Origin of the sequence: Alkaliphilus oremlandii OhILAs, from assembly GCF_000018325.1 — a bacterium.
Lineage (GTDB): Bacteria > Bacillota > Clostridia > Peptostreptococcales > Natronincolaceae > Alkaliphilus_B > Alkaliphilus_B oremlandii.
Map to the genome: position 1 here is coordinate 2,610,656 of NC_009922.1, position 18,126 is coordinate 2,628,781.

General features: G+C 41.9%; 12 protein-coding genes, 21 tRNA genes, 3 rRNA genes and 1 riboswitch. Of the genes, 2 read left to right on the forward strand and 34 right to left on the reverse strand.

The features are described from left to right. Nucleotides 1-62: 62 nt before the first annotated feature. The 25 genes from CLOS_RS12705 to CLOS_RS12825 form a co-directional block, all read right to left on the reverse strand. Nucleotides 63-139: transfer RNA gene (locus tag CLOS_RS12705), tRNA-Asp, on the reverse strand. 5 nt (nt 140-144) lie between these two features. Beyond that, a tRNA-Val gene (locus CLOS_RS12710) sits at nt 145-220 on the reverse strand. 16 nt (nt 221-236) lie between these two features. Then, nucleotides 237-313, reverse strand: a tRNA-Met gene (locus tag CLOS_RS12715). Between the two features lie 4 nt (nt 314-317). Beyond that, nucleotides 318-393 (reverse strand) — tRNA-Phe (locus tag CLOS_RS12720). 18 nt (nt 394-411) lie between these two features. Next, nucleotides 412-488, reverse strand: a tRNA-Ile gene (locus tag CLOS_RS12725). Between the two features lie 7 nt (nt 489-495). Next, a tRNA-Pro gene (locus CLOS_RS12730) sits at nt 496-572 on the reverse strand. 3 nt (nt 573-575) lie between these two features. Continuing rightward, nucleotides 576-651 (reverse strand) — tRNA-Trp (locus CLOS_RS12735). Between the two features lie 23 nt (nt 652-674). Further along, nucleotides 675-751 (reverse strand) — tRNA-Ile (locus CLOS_RS12740). 21 nt (nt 752-772) lie between these two features. Further along, nucleotides 773-849: transfer RNA gene (locus tag CLOS_RS12745), tRNA-Pro, on the reverse strand. Between the two features lie 8 nt (nt 850-857). Beyond that, nucleotides 858-949: transfer RNA gene (locus CLOS_RS12750), tRNA-Ser, on the reverse strand. Nucleotides 950-1,005: 56 nt separating this feature from the next. Continuing rightward, a tRNA-Ser gene (locus CLOS_RS12755) sits at nt 1,006-1,094 on the reverse strand. A gap of 7 nt (nt 1,095-1,101) precedes the next feature. After that, nucleotides 1,102-1,177 (reverse strand) — tRNA-Lys (locus CLOS_RS12760). Between the two features lie 4 nt (nt 1,178-1,181). Then, nucleotides 1,182-1,258 (reverse strand) — tRNA-Gln (locus CLOS_RS12765). A 3-nt stretch (nt 1,259-1,261) separates the two neighbouring features. Next, nucleotides 1,262-1,338, reverse strand: a tRNA-Arg gene (locus tag CLOS_RS12770). Nucleotides 1,339-1,346: 8 nt separating this feature from the next. Then, a tRNA-Gly gene (locus CLOS_RS12775) sits at nt 1,347-1,420 on the reverse strand. 5 nt (nt 1,421-1,425) lie between these two features. Beyond that, nucleotides 1,426-1,502, reverse strand: a tRNA-Thr gene (locus CLOS_RS12780). 31 nt (nt 1,503-1,533) lie between these two features. Next, nucleotides 1,534-1,610, reverse strand: a tRNA-Asp gene (locus CLOS_RS12785). Between the two features lie 4 nt (nt 1,611-1,614). After that, a tRNA-Val gene (locus CLOS_RS12790) sits at nt 1,615-1,690 on the reverse strand. A 7-nt stretch (nt 1,691-1,697) separates the two neighbouring features. Further along, nucleotides 1,698-1,772, reverse strand: a tRNA-Glu gene (locus CLOS_RS12795). Between the two features lie 7 nt (nt 1,773-1,779). Next, nucleotides 1,780-1,854: transfer RNA gene (locus CLOS_RS12800), tRNA-Asn, on the reverse strand. Between the two features lie 6 nt (nt 1,855-1,860). Then, a 5S ribosomal RNA gene (gene rrf, locus CLOS_RS12805) occupies nt 1,861-1,977 on the reverse strand. Nucleotides 1,978-2,025: 48 nt separating this feature from the next. Further along, nucleotides 2,026-4,962 (reverse strand): 23S ribosomal RNA (locus CLOS_RS12810). Between the two features lie 176 nt (nt 4,963-5,138). Then, nucleotides 5,139-5,214, reverse strand: a tRNA-Ala gene (locus tag CLOS_RS12815). A 61-nt stretch (nt 5,215-5,275) separates the two neighbouring features. Further along, nucleotides 5,276-6,787 (reverse strand): 16S ribosomal RNA (locus CLOS_RS12820). The 16S, 23S and 5S rRNA genes sit together here with 21 tRNA genes alongside, the layout of an rRNA operon. A 521-nt stretch (nt 6,788-7,308) precedes the next feature. Next, nucleotides 7,309-8,604 carry a DUF1576 domain-containing protein gene (locus CLOS_RS12825; RefSeq protein ID WP_012160259.1) on the reverse strand — a complete coding sequence of 432 codons (1,296 nt, stop codon included), beginning with the start codon at nt 8,602-8,604 and terminating at the stop codon, nt 7,309-7,311. Between the two features lie 184 nt (nt 8,605-8,788). Next, nucleotides 8,789-8,891: riboswitch (THF riboswitch) on the forward strand. 70 nt (nt 8,892-8,961) lie between these two features. On the opposite strand from CLOS_RS12825, the gene CLOS_RS12830 reads away from it, so the two are divergent. Continuing rightward, nucleotides 8,962-9,522, forward strand: a complete 561-nt coding sequence (locus CLOS_RS12830) for a folate family ECF transporter S component (protein WP_012160260.1) — start codon at nt 8,962-8,964, stop codon at nt 9,520-9,522. A 15-nt stretch (nt 9,523-9,537) separates the two neighbouring features. After that, on the forward strand, nt 9,538-9,795 hold the full coding sequence (gene grxC / locus CLOS_RS12835; protein WP_012160261.1) for a glutaredoxin 3: 258 nt from the start codon (nt 9,538-9,540) through the stop codon (nt 9,793-9,795). A gap of 40 nt (nt 9,796-9,835) precedes the next feature. Here the strand turns inward: grxC and CLOS_RS12840 are convergent, their stop codons facing one another. The 9 genes from CLOS_RS12840 to CLOS_RS12880 all read right to left on the reverse strand — a co-directional run bounded on the left by CLOS_RS12840 (nt 9,836) and on the right by CLOS_RS12880 (nt 18,067). Then, nucleotides 9,836-10,216 (reverse strand): DUF4363 family protein, encoded by a 381-nt coding sequence (locus CLOS_RS12840; RefSeq protein ID WP_012160262.1) that lies wholly within the window; start codon nt 10,214-10,216, stop codon nt 9,836-9,838. A 13-nt stretch (nt 10,217-10,229) separates the two neighbouring features. Next, a complete protein-coding gene (locus CLOS_RS12845; RefSeq protein ID WP_012160263.1) occupies nt 10,230-10,910 on the reverse strand; it encodes a DUF421 domain-containing protein in 681 nt (226 codons plus the stop codon). 123 nt (nt 10,911-11,033) lie between these two features. Next, a complete protein-coding gene (gene ric / locus CLOS_RS12850) occupies nt 11,034-11,744 on the reverse strand; it encodes an iron-sulfur cluster repair di-iron protein (protein WP_012160264.1) in 711 nt (236 codons plus the stop codon). 100 nt (nt 11,745-11,844) lie between these two features. Next, nucleotides 11,845-13,098, reverse strand: a complete 1,254-nt coding sequence (locus CLOS_RS12855; protein WP_330360298.1) for a hemolysin family protein — start codon at nt 13,096-13,098, stop codon at nt 11,845-11,847. Between the two features lie 181 nt (nt 13,099-13,279). After that, entirely contained in the window at nt 13,280-14,029 is a 750-nt protein-coding gene (locus tag CLOS_RS12860) for a L,D-transpeptidase family protein (RefSeq protein WP_242649577.1), read from the reverse strand. A gap of 156 nt (nt 14,030-14,185) precedes the next feature. Next, nucleotides 14,186-14,989 (reverse strand): ABC transporter ATP-binding protein, encoded by an 804-nt coding sequence (locus CLOS_RS12865; RefSeq protein WP_012160267.1) that lies wholly within the window; start codon nt 14,987-14,989, stop codon nt 14,186-14,188. Next, nucleotides 14,986-16,020, reverse strand: a complete 1,035-nt coding sequence (locus CLOS_RS12870; RefSeq protein ID WP_012160268.1) for a FecCD family ABC transporter permease — start codon at nt 16,018-16,020, stop codon at nt 14,986-14,988. The genes CLOS_RS12865 and CLOS_RS12870 overlap by 4 nt, the downstream gene beginning before the upstream one ends. After that, on the reverse strand, nt 16,017-17,015 hold the full coding sequence (locus CLOS_RS12875; RefSeq protein ID WP_012160269.1) for a FecCD family ABC transporter permease: 999 nt from the start codon (nt 17,013-17,015) through the stop codon (nt 16,017-16,019). Before CLOS_RS12875 ends, CLOS_RS12870 begins: the two co-directional genes overlap by 4 nt. Further along, nucleotides 17,012-18,067, reverse strand: coding sequence for an iron-siderophore ABC transporter substrate-binding protein (locus CLOS_RS12880; RefSeq protein WP_012160270.1), 1,056 nt, complete (start codon nt 18,065-18,067; stop codon nt 17,012-17,014). Before CLOS_RS12880 ends, CLOS_RS12875 begins: the two co-directional genes overlap by 4 nt. Nucleotides 18,068-18,126: the final 59 nt, after the last annotated feature.

Below are 18,126 nucleotides of genomic sequence, written 5' to 3' on the forward strand. Positions count from 1 at the left end.
TTTACAAGCTTTATCATAGTGTAAGTATAACCGTTTACATTTAATTAATGAGTTGTTTAAAATGGCGATCCGGAAGGGGCTCGAACCCTCGACCTCCAGCGTGACAGGCTGGCATTCTAACCAACTGAACTACCGGACCTTTTTTGGTGGGCGCAACAGGACTTGAACCTGTGACCCCCTGCTTGTAAGGCAGGTGCTCTCCCAGCTGAGCTATGCGCCCAAAACAGATAGATAAATGGTAGCGGCAACAGGAGTCGAACCTGTGACCTTTCGGGTATGAACCGAACGCTCTAGCCAACTAAGCTATGCCGCCAAAATGGTGCCCAGAGGCGGAATCGAACCACCGACACGGGGATTTTCAGTCCCCTGCTCTACCGACTGAGCTATCTGGGCTTGTACTTTTTAAAGAAATGGTAGGCTTAAGTGGACTCGAACCACCGACCTCACGCTTATCAGGCGTGCGCTCTAACCACCTGAGCTATAAGCCTATATTACTGGTCCGGGTGGAGGGATTCGAACCCCCGGCCCCATGGTCCCAAACCATGTGCGCTACCAAACTGCGCTACACCCGGAAATGGCAGGGGTGGCAGGACTCGAACCCACGACACGTGGTTTTGGAGACCACTGTTCTACCAACTGAACTACACCCCTTGATATCAACTTTTAAAAAACAATGGTGGGCCTTCAGGGATTCGAACCCCGGACCTGCCGGTTATGAGCCGGATGCTCTGACCAACTGAGCTAAAGGCCCTTACTTTTTTAAAAATTTTCTTGGTCCGGGTGGAGGGATTCGAACCCCCGGCCCCATGGTCCCAAACCATGTGCGCTACCAAACTGCGCTACACCCGGACATTAAATGGCGGAGAAGGCGGGATTCGAACCCGCGCGCCACTTACGCGACCTAACGGTTTAGCAAACCGTCCTCTTCAGCCTACTTGAGTACTTCTCCTTTATTATATCCTACGATCTATAAACTGTGATTACTTTTGGATTGAAGAACAGTAATGGCGGAGAGAGTGGGATTCGAACCCACGGCCCCTTTCGGAGTCACTGGTTTTCAAGACCAGCTCCTTAAACCGCTCGGACATCTCTCCTTGTAAATGGTGACCCATCCGCGACTCGAACGCGGGACACCCTGATTAAAAGTCAGGTGCTCTACCGACTGAGCTAATGGGTCAAAATGGCTGGGATAGCAGGACTCGAACCTGCGGAATGACGGAGTCAAAGTCCGTTGCCTTACCGACTTGGCTATATCCCATTATGGCGTACCCACAGGGATTCGAACCCCGGACCTACGGCTTAGAAGGCCGTTGCTCTATCCAGCTGAGCTATGAGTACATATTTATTGGAGCGGGTGAAGGGAATCGAACCCTCGCGATCAGCTTGGAAGGCTGACGTTCTACCATTGAACTACACCCGCATACATGGAGCTGGTGATGGGATTCGAACCCGCGACCTGCTGATTACAAATCAGCTGCTCTGGCCAACTGAGCTACACCAGCATGCTAAATGATGCTTCTTTTTATTTAAAAATGGCGATCCGGAAGGGGCTCGAACCCTCGACCTCCAGCGTGACAGGCTGGCATTCTAACCAACTGAACTACCGGACCATTTTGGTGGGCGCAACAGGACTTGAACCTGTGACCCCCTGCTTGTAAGGCAGGTGCTCTCCCAGCTGAGCTATGCGCCCAAAATTTTGGTGACCCCTAGGGGAATCGAACCCCTGTTACCGCCGTGAAAGGGCGGTGTCTTGACCGCTTGACCAAGGGGCCATGCTTTTGGCTCCAGAGAGAGGGCTCGAACCTCCAACCTACCGGTTAACAGCCGGGTGCTCCACCATTGAGCTACTCTGGAACAATAATATCGCAGCGACCTACTCTCCCAGGCAGCTTCCCGCCAAGTACCATTAGCGCTGAAGGGCTTAACTACTGTGTTCGGTATGGGAACAGGTGTGACCCCTTCGCTATAGCCACGACATTATTGAGAGATAGTACTCTCAAAACTGAATAATGTTAGAAAAATGTATTGGTCAAGCCCTCGACCTATTAGTACCTATCAGCTGAGTACATTACTGCACTTACACCCTAGGCCTATCAACCAGTTAGTCTATCTGGGGTCTTACTCGCTTACGCGATGGGAAATCTTATCTTGAGGGGGGCTTCGTGCTTAGATGCCTTCAGCACTTATCCCTTCCACACTTAGCTACCCAGCGGTGCTCTTGGCAGAACAACTGGTACACCAGAGGTGTGTCCATCCCGGTCCTCTCGTACTAAGGACAGCTCCTCTCAAATTTCCTGCGCCCGCGACGGATAGGGACCGAACTGTCTCACGACGTTCTGAACCCAGCTCGCGTACCACTTTAATGGGCGAACAGCCCAACCCTTGGGACCTACTACAGCCCCAGGATGTGATGAGCCGACATCGAGGTGCCAAACCTCCCCGTCGATGTGGACTCTTGGGGGAGATAAGCCTGTTATCCCCGGGGTAGCTTTTATCCGTTGAGCGATGGCCCTTCCACTCGGAACCACCGGATCACTAAGCCCGACTTTCGTCCTTGCTCGACCTGTATGTCTCGCAATCAAGCTCCCTTTTGCCTTTACACTCTACGCACGATTTCCGACCGTGCTGAGGGAACCTTTGGGCGCCTCCGTTACATTTTGGGAGGCGACCGCCCCAGTCAAACTGCCCACCAGACAGTGTCCCAAGACTGGATTCACAGTCTATGGTTAGAACTTCAGTACTACAAGAGTGGTATCCCAACGGTGACTCCACCAAGACTGGCGTCCTGGCTTCTAAGTCTCCCACCTATGCTGTACATGTAGCACCAAAATCCAATGTCAAGTTGCAGTAAAGCTCCACGGGGTCTTTCCGTCCTGTCGCGGGTAACCAGCATCTTCACTGGTATTACAATTTCACCGGGTCTATTGTTGAGACAGCGCCCAAATCGTTACGCCTTTCGTGCGGGTCGGAACTTACCCGACAAGGAATTTCGCTACCTTAGGACCGTTATAGTTACGGCCGCCGTTTACTGGGGCTTAAGTTCACTGCTTCGCTTACGCTAACAATTCCCCTTAACCTTCCAGCACCGGGCAGGCGTCAGCCCCTATACGTCGTCTTTCGACTTAGCAGAGACCTATGTTTATGATAAACAGTCGCTTGGGCCTATTCTCTGCGGCCGATTAAGGCCTCCGAGAGTAAATCTCTCAACCTCAATCGGCTCCCCTTATCCCGAAGTTACGGGGTCATTTTGCCGAGTTCCTTAACAATAGTTCTCCCGATCGTCTTAGGATTCTCTCCTCACCTACCTGTGTCGGTTTGCGGTACGGGCACCTTATTTCTCGATAGAAGCTTTTCTCGACAGTGTGGAATCAGCCAGTTCGCTACTTAAATTTCGCTCCCCATCGTATCTCAGAATTGTCTCGGGGGATTTGCCTCCCGAGACTCCCTACATACTTAGACGCACACAACCAACGGTGCGCTGAACCTATCCTACTGTGTCACTCCATCTCTAATAGCGATTTAAGGTGGTACAGGAATGTAAACCTGTTGTCCATCGCCTACGCCTTTCGGCCTGGGCTTAGGTCCCGACTAACCCTGAGCGGACGAACCTTCCTCAGGAAACCTTAGGTTTTCGACGGGCAGGATTCTCACCTGCCTCTCGTTACTCATGCCAACATTCTCACTTCTATAGCGTCCACTGCTCCTCACGGTACAGCTTCAACCACTATAGAACGCTCGCCTACCATCCTTGCGGATCCATAGCTTCGGTGATACGTTTGAGCCCCGGACATTTTCGGCGCAAAATCACTCGACCAGTGAGCTATTACGCACTCTTTAAATGAATGGCTGCTTCTAAGCCAACATCCTGGTTGTCTGTGCAACTCCACATCCTTTTCCACTTAACGTATACTTTGGGACCTTAGCTGATGGTCTGGGCTGTTGCCCTCTTGACTACGGATCTTATCACTCGTAGTCTGACTCCCGATTAAAAGTTCACGGCATTCGGAGTTTGATAGGTTTTGGTAACCGGTGAAGGCCCCTAGACCATTCAGTGCTCTACCTCCGTAACTCTAAACATCGAGGCTAGCCCTAAAGCTATTTCGGCGAGAACCAGCTATCTCCGGGCTCGATTGGAATTTCACCGCTACCCACAGTTCATCCGGTGACTTTTCAACGTCAATCGGTTCGGACCTCCACGAAATTTTACTTCCGCTTCATCCTGACCATGGGTAGGTCGCCCGGTTTCGGGTCTACGGCATGAAACTATATCGCCCTATTAAGACTCGGTTTCCCTACGGCTTCGCACCTAAAGTGCTTAACCTTGCTCCATACCGTAACTCGTTGGCCCGTTCTACAAAAAGTACGCGGTCACACATATAAAGTGCTCCCACAGTTTGTAAGCAGAAGGTTTCAGGTTCTATTTCACTCCCCTTCCGGGGTTCTTTTCACCTTTCCCTCACGGTACTATACGCTATCGGTCACCAGGTAGTATTTAGCCTTGGGGGGTGGTCCCCCCTGCTTCCCACAAGGTTTCACGTGCCTCGTGGTACTCTGGATCACGGCCTAGATTGTTACTGTTTCATATACAGGACTATTACCCTCTGTGGTGGGTCTTTCCAAACCTCTTCTATTACAGTAAGTTTTCCGTTGTGGCCGGTCCTCAACCCCCATAGAGAAAACCCTATGGGTTTGGGCTTTTCCCCTTTCGCTCGCCGCTACTGAGGGAATCGATTTTTCTTTCTCTTCCTCAGGGTACTTAGATGTTTCAGTTCCCCTGGTATGTCTTCCATTACCTATGAATTGAGTAGTGGATACTTAAGTATTAACCTAAGTAGGTTTCCCCATTCGGAAATCCCCGGATCAAAACTTGCTTGCAGTTCCCCGAGGCTTATCGCAGCTTACCACGTCCTTCATCGACTCCTGGTGCCAAGGCATCCGCCTTCTGCCCTTATTAGCTTGACCAAAGCTATATATATGAACTACATAAATTGAATTATATAGTTGCATTCTTGTTTCTTTGTTACTTCATCAATTGTTTCTCTAACATTATTCAGTTTTCAAAGAACTAACTGTCCGCCTTAGCGGAATAATATAATACCAATTTTAATGTCTTTTGTCAACATTTTTGTTGGTATTTTTGGTGGAGACGAGGAGAGTCGAACTCCTGACCCCCTGCTTGCAAGGCAGGTGCTCTCCCAACTGAGCTACGCCCCCATGGTTTGAAAGACAAAAGTCTCTCAAAACTAAACAGTATAGATTCGCCATTTCTCCTTAGAAAGGAGGTGATCCAGCCGCACCTTCCGATACGGCTACCTTGTTACGACTTCACCCCAGTCATTAGCTTCACCTTCGACAGCTTCCTCCTTACGGTTAGATAGCTGGCTTCGGGTGCTTCCAACTCCCATGGTGTGACGGGCGGTGTGTACAAGACCCGGGAACGCATTCACCGCGACATTCTGATCCGCGATTACTAGCAACTCCAACTTCATGTGGGCGAGTTTCAGCCCACAATCCGAACTGGGACCGATTTTGTAGGATTTGCTCCAGATTACTCTTTCGCTGCCCGTTGTATCGGCCATTGTAGCACGTGTGTAGCCCTGAACATAAGGGGCATGATGATTTGACGTCATCCCCACCTTCCTCCGAGTTATCCCCGGCAGTCTCTCTAGAGTGCCCAACTTAATGATGGCAACTAAAGACAAGGGTTGCGCTCGTTGCGGGACTTAACCCAACATCTCACGACACGAGCTGACGACAACCATGCACCACCTGTCTCCTCTGTCCCCGAAGGGAAGGATTCGGTTAAGAATCGGTCAGAGGGATGTCAAGTCCAGGTAAGGTTCTTCGCGTTGCTTCGAATTAAACCACATGCTCCGCTGCTTGTGCGGGTCCCCGTCAATTCCTTTGAGTTTCATACTTGCGTACGTACTCCCCAGGCGGAGTGCTTAATGCGTTAACTTCGGCACCGAGGTTCGACCCCCAACACCTAGCACTCATCGTTTACGGCGTGGACTACCAGGGTATCTAATCCTGTTCGCTACCCACGCTTTCGTGCCTCAGCGTCAGTTGCAGTCCAGAGAGTCGCCTTCGCCACTGGTGTTCCTCCTAATATCTACGCATTTCACCGCTACACTAGGAATTCCACTCTCCTCTCCTGCACTCAAGCCCTACAGTTTCAAAGGCTTACTACGGTTGAGCCGTAGCCTTTGACCTCTGACCTATAGGGCAGCCTACGCACCCTTTACGCCCAATGATTCCGGATAACGCTTGCCCCCTACGTATTACCGCGGCTGCTGGCACGTAGTTAGCCGGGGCTTCCTCCTAAGGTACCGTCATTATCTTCCCTTAGGACAGAGCTTTACGACCCGAAGGCCTTCATCGCTCACGCGGCGTTGCTGCATCAGGGTTTCCCCCATTGTGCAATATTCCCCACTGCTGCCTCCCGTAGGAGTCTGGACCGTGTCTCAGTTCCAGTGTGGCCGTTCACCCTCTCAGGCCGGCTACTGATCGTCGCCTTGGTGAGCCATTACCTCACCAACTAGCTAATCAGACGCGGGCCCATCCTGTACCGAAGTTCTTTGACCTTTTAGGGATGCCCCCAAAAGGCGTCATGGGGTATTAGCAATGGTTTCCCATTGTTATCCCCCTGTACAGGGTAGGTTGCCCACGCGTTACTCACCCGTCCGCCGCTAAGAATCCAAAGTAAACTTCTTCATCTCCGCTCGACTTGCATGTGTTAGGCACGCCGCCAGCGTTCATCCTGAGCCAGGATCAAACTCTCAATTAAAAATTGTTTGAATTTCTGGGTTCCATTCTTTAAAATGGATTGCTCAGTTTTAAACTGACTTTAAAAATTTTGGCTTAAATCTATACTGTTTAGTTTTCAAAGACCTTTTTCGTGTGCCGCCTTGTTTTGGCGACTCATTTAATATATCACATTTGAAGTATCATGTCAACAACTTTTTTAAAATTTATTTTCAAGTTGTTATTCTTTAGAAATTTTGTATCCTTTCAAGGTTTTGATTCTCTTGAGGACATTAACAACTTTACCATTTTTCCGCTGTGCTGTCAATATATTTTCTGCATTTTAAAATACTTTGTGATTTGATTTAGATCGAATTCACCACTATATTAAGGTAAGCATTTTTAACTTTTACTATAAATCTTTTGATTTATATAGATTAATTTAGAGTTTTCCTCTTCTAACTTGCTTGAAACAAAAAAATACACTCCAATATAGTCTGTACATTTTTCTTCAATGTATTCGCTATAGTGAGAGCATATTTTCTTCCCTTATTTTTCAGTTCTTTATATCTCTTCTTTTTTTAATGCGTTTACAAATGTAACTAGTATGGCCGCTACGATTCCACCAGCAAAGCCATTATTATATAAGTTCATTCCACCATGTAAATAACCTGTATTCATTACCATAATCATATGCATGAACCCTGCTATTATTCCGACCTTCCACCCATATTCTCCTGCAATAGGCGCTAATGTTGTTCCAAATAAAGCTGCTAACATCGGCCCCGTTGCATTAACATTCCAAATCTGAGTAGCACTTGCTATAAAAACACCTAGGAAGATTGGTATGATATTCTTTGGATGTTTTCCCATAGCACCGAAAGCGACGATGGTGAGTACCCCTCCAATATTCGGTCCATTTAATTGGCCCCGTACTAATAACACGTATGCCATGCTTAAAAACCCTATTAGTCCCATATTCACCATAGAAATTCCAAATCCATCTAAAGCTATAAAATCCGTTCCCGCTCTTCCCGATCTCCCCATTAAAATTCTGTAGCCAGAAAAACTTTTATTGTTTAATAAATATCCAATCCCGATCATGGATAGAAACATTATGGAGAAATAGATCGTAAAGATCAAATTATTTCCTTCACTTAGGATTGCTACTGTCTCATGGTTCTTTCCATATGCTCTAAGCAGAGACATCAGTAGGGTTCCTGTTATACCAGCAGTAAATCCCATATTGTATAAATTAAAACCATGATGAAATTTGCTAAAATGACTAGCTAGAGATGGCATAATAAACCCAGCTACAATTCCAAACAAATTTCCTAAAACAATGCCATACATCAGTGGTAGCTCTATTCCAAAAGTAATCTGACTGACCATAGGTCCTAGTGCTGTTCCAAATAAAGCTACGGTGATGAATTTAGAGAACTTTTCTTTTTTTATCGTCGCATACAAATATACACCTAAAAATATGGCCCAAATATTGTATAAGTTTTTACCTAGGAAAGCGAATGCCCCTACAGTAACTACAGCAGCAACAATAGGTCCGTTCATATCTGCGTTGTTAATCTTAGCAACGATTAAGGAAATAACCATCAATAGTCCCGCATTCACTAAAGTCGCACCAATATTCCCAACGGCAATGTAATCCGTAACTAATATGCTGGGCGCCATATTGATTTTAATCAATCCTTCTATAATTTCCTCTATACTGTTGAAATATAGGGATGTAATTATCAAAAAAATGGCATAAAATAATATAATTGAATACTTTACTGTATTCGTTGTATACGTCCCATCTTCCGCTCTAAACCGCTCCATTTTCTTACTCGACGCTATACTATACATTGTATCCTCCTTGATTCATAATTTAATGCATTGCAGGACAATCCCTTCTTAGTATAATATTTTTTTAACATCTCCACAATATATATGTAATTCTTTTTATAGAATAAATATCCAGTTTTTATATTTTTCCTTTTGCTTATATAATCTTTACAATATTTTGAAAATGCTATATGATTATATTACGGTCAGAGTAGATATTGCGCGTTAAGTGTTGAAGGATGGGAAGTTGCCTTCAAACGAAAAATAGTACCATGTACTATTTGCGGTGCAATATCGCATCCGCTGTCACATTAGAGAGGGTTTCTCTCTTTTCTCTTATGTGGGCGCTTGTCCGACTTAAGAGAAAGGAGGTGCACAATGGATCAGAATAAAGTTTCAATAAAAAAGAGTATTCCAAAGAATAGCATATCAACACGAGTTCTAGTTCTAGCTTCTATATTTGTAGCAATGAATATCATTCTTTCACGTCTTGGTGCGATCATGCTTTTTAATGGTAGTGTACGATTTAGTTTTGGTAATATCCCCCTAATCGTATCTGGATTGGTCTTAGGTCCTGTAGTAGGTGCCATGACTGGTGGCATCGCTGATTTATTAGGATTTTTTATTAATTCACACGGCGGGGCATTTCATCCAGGGTTCACAATAAGCTCTATATTGACAGGAATCATCCCTGGCGTAATTGCACTTTTGTTCCCTGTAAGTAAACGCTACTCTCTGCTCAGTGTTATTTCTTCCAATATTTTCATATTGATTATCGTAAGTTTACTGCTCAACACTTATTGGCTTTCTCAACTACAGGGCGCTGCTTATTTAGTACTACTGCCTACACGTGCTATAACCAGTATTATTATTACTGTTTTAAACATACTAATAACATATCCTCTGGTAAAAAGTCTTGAAAAAACAAATTTAATATAGCTAAGGAGTGATTTTTTGAAGAATATTACGATTTACACAAAAAACTACTGTCCTTATTGTAAAAAAGCCGTATCTCTTCTTTCCTCTAAAGGTGTCGATTTTAAAGAAGTTGACGTAACCCACGATTCCAAAGCCTTTGAGGACGTTATGGCTAAAACAGGTTGGGATACAGTTCCACAAGTATTTGTAGATGAAGAATTCCTTGGTGGCTGCGACGACATCCATGCATTAGACCGACAAGGAATTTTAGATAAAAAGCTTGGCCTAAAATAAATGCAAACACCCCTATCCATCGTCGATTAGGGGTGTTTTTTTATAATATATTTCCCAATTTAAAGGATTCTTTTTCTTTAATATGACCAACCAGCAATCTAAACTCCGCCATTTCACCTAAAGCAGAATTCCTATCTTTGATCTCTACATATTGATTCAATCGAGCGATGGTCACATCGATGGCATCCATTTCGTAATGCTCGATATAAAGCTCCCATATTTTTCGAATGTCCTTCCATTTTGTCTTTAAAGAATCAATCTGTTCCTTTGCTTCATTCCACTCCTCTTTCATTATAAATTCATCCAGTAGCGCCACATCACTTAACAAATTATCCGTGCTATTGACAGTATAGTTGTTGGCAATGAAAGCTACTAAAATAAAAACTATCAGAATTAATAAAGTAACAATTGAACTTCGCATAAACCATACCTCCTTAACCCATTTTTTTCTGCGCATAAAAATTTTTATCAGAGGATATGAAAGCAAAGAAAACATTTTCTATTTTGTCAATATCTTCTTTCTTCAATTGTTCTTGTAGCCATCTTTCATCGTATCCTGCTTTCTCCAGTTTTCGTCTATTCAATTTACCATCTACAATAAGGGTTACGGGCAATTCTTCATAATCTATTTGTTTCTCAATACCTAAATCCTCAATTGCTATACTTCGTTTATGAGTCTTCGGTAACACACTGATTTGACCGTTGGTCTCTAATATGGCATACTCGATATCACTGATATTAAAATAATCCTTATTCCTAAGGGCTTCTAAAAGATCACTCATACTGACTCTAAGTCTTCTTAGTTCAGATTGATCGATTCTCCCTTTATGTATTAAAATACTAGGCTTTCCACAAATAAAATTTCTGAATCCTTCACTCTTTAAGGAAAAATATGAAATTGTCACCTGTATACAAAGCAATACAATAATCGGAATAATACCATTGATGAGAGGTACTCCTATATTCTCCATTGGCGTTGCAGCAAGTTCTGCAAACATTATGGTTATTACCAATTCAAATGGTTGCATTTCGGCTACTTGCCTTTTGCCCATCATCCGAATAATAACGATCACCACTAAATATAAAAGTAATGCTCTAATAAATATAACTACCATATCCATCACCTCGTATATAACATCTAGTTCCTTTATTATGTCCCTATAAAAATTTTATATTAGTTTTATATACAAAATGACTACGCTCTTACTGCGTAGTCATTGGATTTTTTAAAGTTTTTCTTATTTCCGTAGTGCTTCAAGCCTTGGAAACATGATGTTGTTTTCTAGGTGTATATGTTGGAATATATCCGATTCCAATAGTTCTAAACCTTTGAAGGTTAAGGTATAAGATTGACAGCCATCCTCAGGAACTTCATAATTATTTGTAATTTTTCTCAATTCCTTTAATATATCTCCTGCCCCTTCATGCTCGCTCTCTAGCTCTTTAATGGTTTTTAGCGCTTTTTCCAGTGTTTCTAAGGTAGCGTTCTCTTCGTATTCCTTAATTAATGGAAATACAATTTCTTCTTCTTTCATTAGATGTTCCTCTAACTCCATTTTTAAAGTATGGAATAATTTATACACTGTGGCAAGTTCATTATGTCCTTCACCGTGAACCCTGTATATTTTTTTCGTAAGCTCACTCAGCTTCGGTAGCTCTTGATTTAAATAAGCATGGTGTGTATTTACCACATGATCAATTAAATCACTGAAGGATCGTTGTGCAAAATCAATTTCTCCACTTTTTAAGTCTTTGATCTCATTATAAGCACCCTGTAGCTTTGATAGTACCGTATTTTCATCCAACCCTTGTTCCTTAATTGCCTCTATTAAGGGTCTGTTTCCTCCACAGCAAAAATCTATTTGAAGTGTTTTAAAGACTTCACTTGCCTTTGGTAGTCTAACCACAATGTCACCGATCTTGTCATTTCCAGAAAATATATATTTCATTGATCATCCCTCCAAGTATTTTTTTATTTCGCTTCTTATATACATAATACTATAGCGATTCTTTTAAGACTTTGATTTAAATCACAACTACTTAAATTTTCTATTCTGACAAAATCTGTACTCTTATTTTCTGGATTCTGTGATTACAGATAGATTCTACAGTAAATTTCATATCCTCATATAAAATGCTCTCTCCCACGATCGGTAACCTGCCCAGCTCATTCATAATAAATCCGCCCAATGAATCGAAATCATCGGATTCCATGGTCATATTTAAAAATCCACTAATGAATCCAATTTTTGTACTACCATCGATTAAATACTCGGTATCACTTATTTTTTCAACTTCTTTTTCAACTTCATCGTACTCATCTTCAATTTCCCCAACGATTTCTTCAATCACATCTTCTATGGTTACAATTCCTGCCGTTCCACCATATTCATCGACAACAACAACCATGTGATTTCTATTTTTTCTTATTTCCTTAAAAAGCTCCGTTATTTTTTTGAATTCATATGTAAAATAAGGTTCTCTCATATATAGAGAAATATCAAATTCTTCCTTTATGTGATCTCCGTAAATAAAGTCTTTAACACTTAAAATCCCCACAATATTATCGATACTGTCCTCATATATTGGATACCTAGAATACTTCTCTTCTTTGATGATCTCCATGATTTTATTAAAGTCTGAGCTTTTATCAATGGCTGAAATATCTGTTCTCTGCACCATAATATCCTTTATTCGTAGATCGCCAAATTCAAATACATTATAAATCATCTGTTTTTCTTCTATTTCTAATACGCCCTCCTCATGACTTACATTGACCATAGACTTTAGCTCTTCCTCCGTAATAAATGGGGCATCCTCTCTCCGCTTACCACCTAATATTCTGATTAGAACATTTGTCACTTTTGTAAAAATAACCACGATTGGACTTAGTATTGTAATAATGAAAGATAATGGCTTTACAACCATTAAAGCTACTTTTTCAGCATTTTGAGCTGCTAATGATTTTGGTGTAATCTCTGAAAACACTAAAATTAAAATAGTCATAATGATGGTTGCTATGGCAACGGCATTGCCTGCAAAAAACTCCATCATAAGGGATGTGGCTAGAGCAGAGCCTGCAATATTGGCAATATTGTTTCCTACCAAAACACCGCTGATGAGCTTATCTGGTTTTTCAACTAAGCTTTGAATTAGCTTCGCTCCCTTAATCTCTTCCTCTACCATATAGCGAACCCTGATTTTACTCAAAGACATCATGGATGTTTCCGAGGCGGAAAAAAATGCAGAGACTATGAGCAGGAAAATCAATAATATCAGCTGAAAGGTAATATTCATTGTCATATTCATCACATCCTAATTAAGTAATACAATCTTAAGTATACTTTTTCAGATATGAGAATGAATTATACCTGTTTTTTAAAAAAATAAAGCCAACCCATTAAAACGAGGTTAGGCTCAATTATAAATCTCAATTTCTTTCAACTTTTTCTCTAATTAATTTAATAAACTCATTTTTCTAAAATTAATCCATAAGAACAACGCCCAATGCCTTGTAGGTATCATATTCTATATGGGGATTCTTAGGAATATTATGGTCCTTTTGAAATTGGTAGAGTGCCTGCTCCATGTGAGGTCCATATTTCCCATCTAAATGTTCAACATCGTAATATCCATAGGCTCTTAATCTGTTTTGTATTTCTAACACATCAGCTCCAAAGTCTCCAGGATATATGGTTTGTAATCCGTATCCAAAGGGACCAAACATGCCATTGATAATAACCACAGTGGTATTATGCTTCACATATTTATAAAGATCCTCTACATCTGTATTGTTCATTCGGACACATCCTGCCGAAGCATTAGAGCCAATAGAATTCGGCTTATTGGTTCCGTGGATTCCATAGGTACCCCAGGGTACATTAAGCCCCATCCATCGCGTTCCAAACCCACCGCCCCATTTCGCTTTATGAACGACCTTCCAAGTTCCTATGGGAGTTGGTGTATCTAATTTTCCAGTGGCAACTGGATATATCTTTACCAGATCATTGCCATTCATTAGGTATAGTCGCTTTTCTGAAATGTCTATCAGTACCCTGATATCTTCATATTCTGGATTATCCGTAATCATTTTATGCTCCCATGCGATATATTCAATGTATTCGCTATATCCTAAAACTTCTCTTTCTCCTGCTATCTTTTCTTTTATCCTATCTATGTTTTTATTGGCTAAGAATATGGTAACAATACAAAAAATACATGTTAATATAAGCATTCCCCTTTTAACCATTTCATCCCCTCCACATTCCAATTATATGCGGCGGGACAATCCTATCATACAAAAAACACATATTTTCTGATAATATATCTGTAAAAAGGTAGCAGATTATTGGTTTCTACTACCTTTTTACTTTACAGTGGATATGGGGTATTATATATTAACATGATGTCTTCCTTTGGGAACTATAAATGGCGTACCTGAAACGGGATCGTTTATAACTGCACAATCCAGATCAAATACATCCTTAATCAGATTCTCCGTAATTATTTTATTTGGCTCTCCTTCAGAAATTAACTTTCCTTTATGCAACGCAAATATATAGTCTGCATAACGAGCCGATAAGTTAATATCATGAAGAACCATAACGATTGTCGTTCCTTTTTTTTGATTTAAATCTGTCAATAAATCTAAGATCTCAATTTGATAAGTAATATCTAAATAGGTTGTAGGCTCGTCTAAAAGAAGAATATCTGTTTCTTGGGCCAATGCCATTGCAATCCAAACCCGTTGTCTTTGCCCTCCTGAAAGCTCATCTACACAGCGATTTGCAATATCTGTGATCCCCATAATTTCTAAGGCTTCCTCTACTGCCTCGTAATCGCCTTTCCCTAATCCTTTTAAAAAGGACTGATAGGGGAATCTCCCTCTACTCACTAAATCTGCTACTGTGATCCCTTCCGGTACAATAGGGGATTGGGGAAGAAGCCCAAGAGAACGCGCTAATTCCTTCGGTGGAATTTCGCTGATTTTCTTACCATCTAGTGTTATGCTTCCCGAAGAAGGTTGTATCAAACGAGCCATGGTTTTCAGCAAAGTAGATTTTCCACAGGCATTCGCTCCAATGATGACGCTAATTTTGTTCTTTGGAATCAATATGCTGATATCATCATTAATAATTTTATGATCATAGCCAGCAACTATATGATTTGCTTGTAGTGTTTTTGATGTATTCATGCTGAACCTCCTGATCTATTGATACGGATAAGTAATAGAATTAAATACGGGGCGCCAAGTATTCCTGTGATCACACCTACAGGAAACTTCGTATGGAACATAAATTGTCCAATCAAGTCTGCACCTAATACTAAAATAGCACCTACCAATGCTGACGGAAACTCATTCGATGATCCAGCACCCACCAGCTTTGATGCTATAGGCCCTGTTAAGAATGCAACAAATGAGATCGGACCTGTTACAGATGTTGCAAAAGCAATGAGTAGTACAGAACTCATAATCAGCACTAATCTGGACCTGTCCGTTCTAAGACCAAGGGTAATGGCTGATTCCTCTCCCAATTCCAGCACTTTTAGATGTTTTCCTAAGGAAAGAATGATGGTACCAAAAATAAGCACAACTAAAAAAATGCTAGGGATACTATGGATTTGAACCCCATTCAAGCTACCACTCAACCATCGATATGCAGCAGGAACATCATGCTGAGGTGCTTTCAGTAATAGATAGGATATTGTAGCATTGAGCATGGCTTGAATACCGATTCCTATGAGAATCAGCTTCCCACCTGAGAACTTACCTACCTTAGATAACATATAGATGGATAAGGCAACCAATAATCCAGAAATAACCGCAACGATAGAAACAAGGGTTCCACTGAGCTTTAAAACCAATATACAAACCATAGCACCAACGCTAGAACCCGCTGTTATGCCAATAACATCTGGACTCGCTAAGGGGTTCCTTAGAATTGTTTGAAATGTGCTACCTGCCATCCCAAACGCCATGCCTACTAAAAGTCCAGCTAACATTCTCGGAAGACGTAAAGTTCCGATAGCAAAGGTTGCACCTTTTATTTGCTCTCCTAAAATAACTCGGACTACCACTTCTAAAGAATATCTCGTATTTCCTAGAACTAGCATATAGATACACAATAACACTACGATGAAGCCTAACACACTAGTAACAAGGCTCCATCGAAGCTTCCTTTGACGATATCCAGATTGTATAATATTTATATTGTTTTCAATCATAAGGCCCGCACCTTCGCTCTCATTGCAATGATAATAAGTATTGGGGCCCCAACAAATGCAGTAATTACTCCTGCTTCAACCTCGCTGGGACTTCCGATAACCCTCCCTAAAATGTCGGCAACTAGTAAGAGTACAGCGCCACCGACTGCTGACATGGGGATCACTCTTTTTAAATTAGGACCACAGATTAACCTCATAGTATGAGGAACCATGATGCCGATAAAACCGATGGGACCTGCTAAAGCTGTCGTTGCTCCACATAGAAGCACGCCAGCAAAGGCCCCAATAAGCCTTACAAGTCCCGTACGAACCCCTAGCCCAGTTGCAATATCATCGCCCATGGAAAGTGCATCTAAGGAAGGGGTTAAAAATATTGCAAGGACAATTCCTGCTACGATAAAGGGGATTACTGAAAATATTCCTTCCCATGTAGCGCCACTGACACTGCCTACCTGCCAAAAACGAACAGCATTCATTACATCATTCCGAAGCAATATGATAGCACTGACTAAGGAAGTTAGTGCTGCACTGGTTGCAACGCCAGCCAATGCTAGTTTTATAGGTGTGGCTCCTCCCTGACCCAAAGAACCGATACTATAAACAAAAATTGAAGTAACAGCTGCCCCAACTAAAGCAAATACTATATATTCATTTGATGAACTAATTTGAAAAAATGCAATTCCGCCGACAACAAACAAAGAAGCACCTGTATTTACGCCTAAAATACTGGGGTCCGCTATAGGATTCCGAGTAATGGACTGCATCAGTGCTCCAGATACACCAAGAGCGGCTCCGGCAATCATACCGAAGACAGTTCTCGGAATTCTTTCATGGACTACAATTTCGTTAATCGTTGTTTTTCTAGAGTGGATTAACGTCTCTATTACTTCCATAAAATCTACGAATCTTGCACCAAATGCTAATGAAGCTAAGGCACATGCCCCTAGGACTATTAAACTTACAACGATTAACGAACTTAATTTAGGTTGCTTCATTTTACCTTATTGGCCGCCTGTCCAATTATATTTAAATATTCATCTATTGTGGCTGGAATTGATAATGCACTTGGTGTTCCCGATGCTGCTAATGGTGTTCCATCCTGGATGATTGCTACGGATCCATTCTTTACAGCTGGAATCGTGCCAATGAGTGGATCTGCTTGCATTGCTGCTAATAATGTAGGACTTCCGTATGTAATCATAATGTCAAGATCTTGAATTAAATCTACATTTTCTGAGCTCAGCTCTAAAGCAAATGAATCAGATCCCTTGGCTAATTCAGTTACACTTGCTGGAAATTCCATCCCTAAATCTGTTAGGTAGGCTGCCCGTGGGTCCTTTGGAAGATAAATATAAAACTTACCTAAATCAGCTTCAGTAAAATAAAAGAAAGCTGCTGTTTTGCCTTTAATTTGTGGATGTTTGGTGGTTTTTTCTTGAATTAGCGCTTCCAATTCAGCAACTAAAGCTTCTCCCTCTGTCTTCATCCCCATCCCTTGAGCATCCATCAAAATTTGCTCTCTCCAAAGTGTCTGCCATGGAAGGGATGGATAAGCAATCACTGGTGCGATTTGACTTAATAAATCATATTCCTCCTGCGTAAGACCCGAATAGGATGCAAGAATCACATCTGGCTGAGAATCACTAATAGCCTCAAAATCTAATCCTGCTGAATCTTTATATAGAACCGGATTTTCTATCCCTAATTCTTTAAGCTTAGCCGCTGTCCAAGGTAAAAGTCCACTTCCATCCATTACACCATAATTTGCTTCAGAAATACCTACTGGTACAACCCCTAGCGCCAATGGCACATCTTGATTTCCCCAAGATATTGTCGCAATGCTCTCTGGTTTACGCTTTAAAACAGTTTCTCCAAATGCATGCTGAATTGTCATTGGATATGCTGTCTCTTTCAATTCTTCCCTTTGCTCAATAGGTTTCGTTGGTTCTTCCCCCTCTGGCTTTGTACCCATAGTCGAGCAACCTGTTGCTAAAAGAATAGACACCATGACAATCGAAACGATAGATTTCATCTTATTAAGCTTCATTTTTATCTTCCTTTCCCTTGAAAATTCATACCATTTGTAAATAATAATCAAAATCATTT

Coding starts and splice junctions, on each gene's coding strand:
- CLOS_RS12865 (WP_012160267.1), bottom strand. CDS start 14,989: ATGAATACATCAAAAACACTACAAGCAAATCATATAGTTGCTGGCTAT.
- CLOS_RS12825 (WP_012160259.1), bottom strand. CDS start 8,604: ATGTATAGTATAGCGTCGAGTAAGAAAATGGAGCGGTTTAGAGCGGAA.
- CLOS_RS12880 (WP_012160270.1), bottom strand. CDS start 18,067: ATGAAGCTTAATAAGATGAAATCTATCGTTTCGATTGTCATGGTGTCT.
- CLOS_RS12875 (WP_012160269.1), bottom strand. CDS start 17,015: ATGAAGCAACCTAAATTAAGTTCGTTAATCGTTGTAAGTTTAATAGTC.
- CLOS_RS12855 (WP_330360298.1), bottom strand. CDS start 13,098: ATGACAATGAATATTACCTTTCAGCTGATATTATTGATTTTCCTGCTC.
- CLOS_RS12845 (WP_012160263.1), bottom strand. CDS start 10,910: ATGGTAGTTATATTTATTAGAGCATTACTTTTATATTTAGTGGTGATC.
- CLOS_RS12840 (WP_012160262.1), bottom strand. CDS start 10,216: ATGCGAAGTTCAATTGTTACTTTATTAATTCTGATAGTTTTTATTTTA.
- CLOS_RS12860 (WP_242649577.1), bottom strand. CDS start 14,029: ATGCTTATATTAACATGTATTTTTTGTATTGTTACCATATTCTTAGCC.
- CLOS_RS12830 (WP_012160260.1), top strand. CDS start 8,962: ATGGATCAGAATAAAGTTTCAATAAAAAAGAGTATTCCAAAGAATAGC.
- CLOS_RS12870 (WP_012160268.1), bottom strand. CDS start 16,020: ATGATTGAAAACAATATAAATATTATACAATCTGGATATCGTCAAAGG.
- ric (WP_012160264.1), bottom strand. CDS start 11,744: ATGAAATATATATTTTCTGGAAATGACAAGATCGGTGACATTGTGGTT.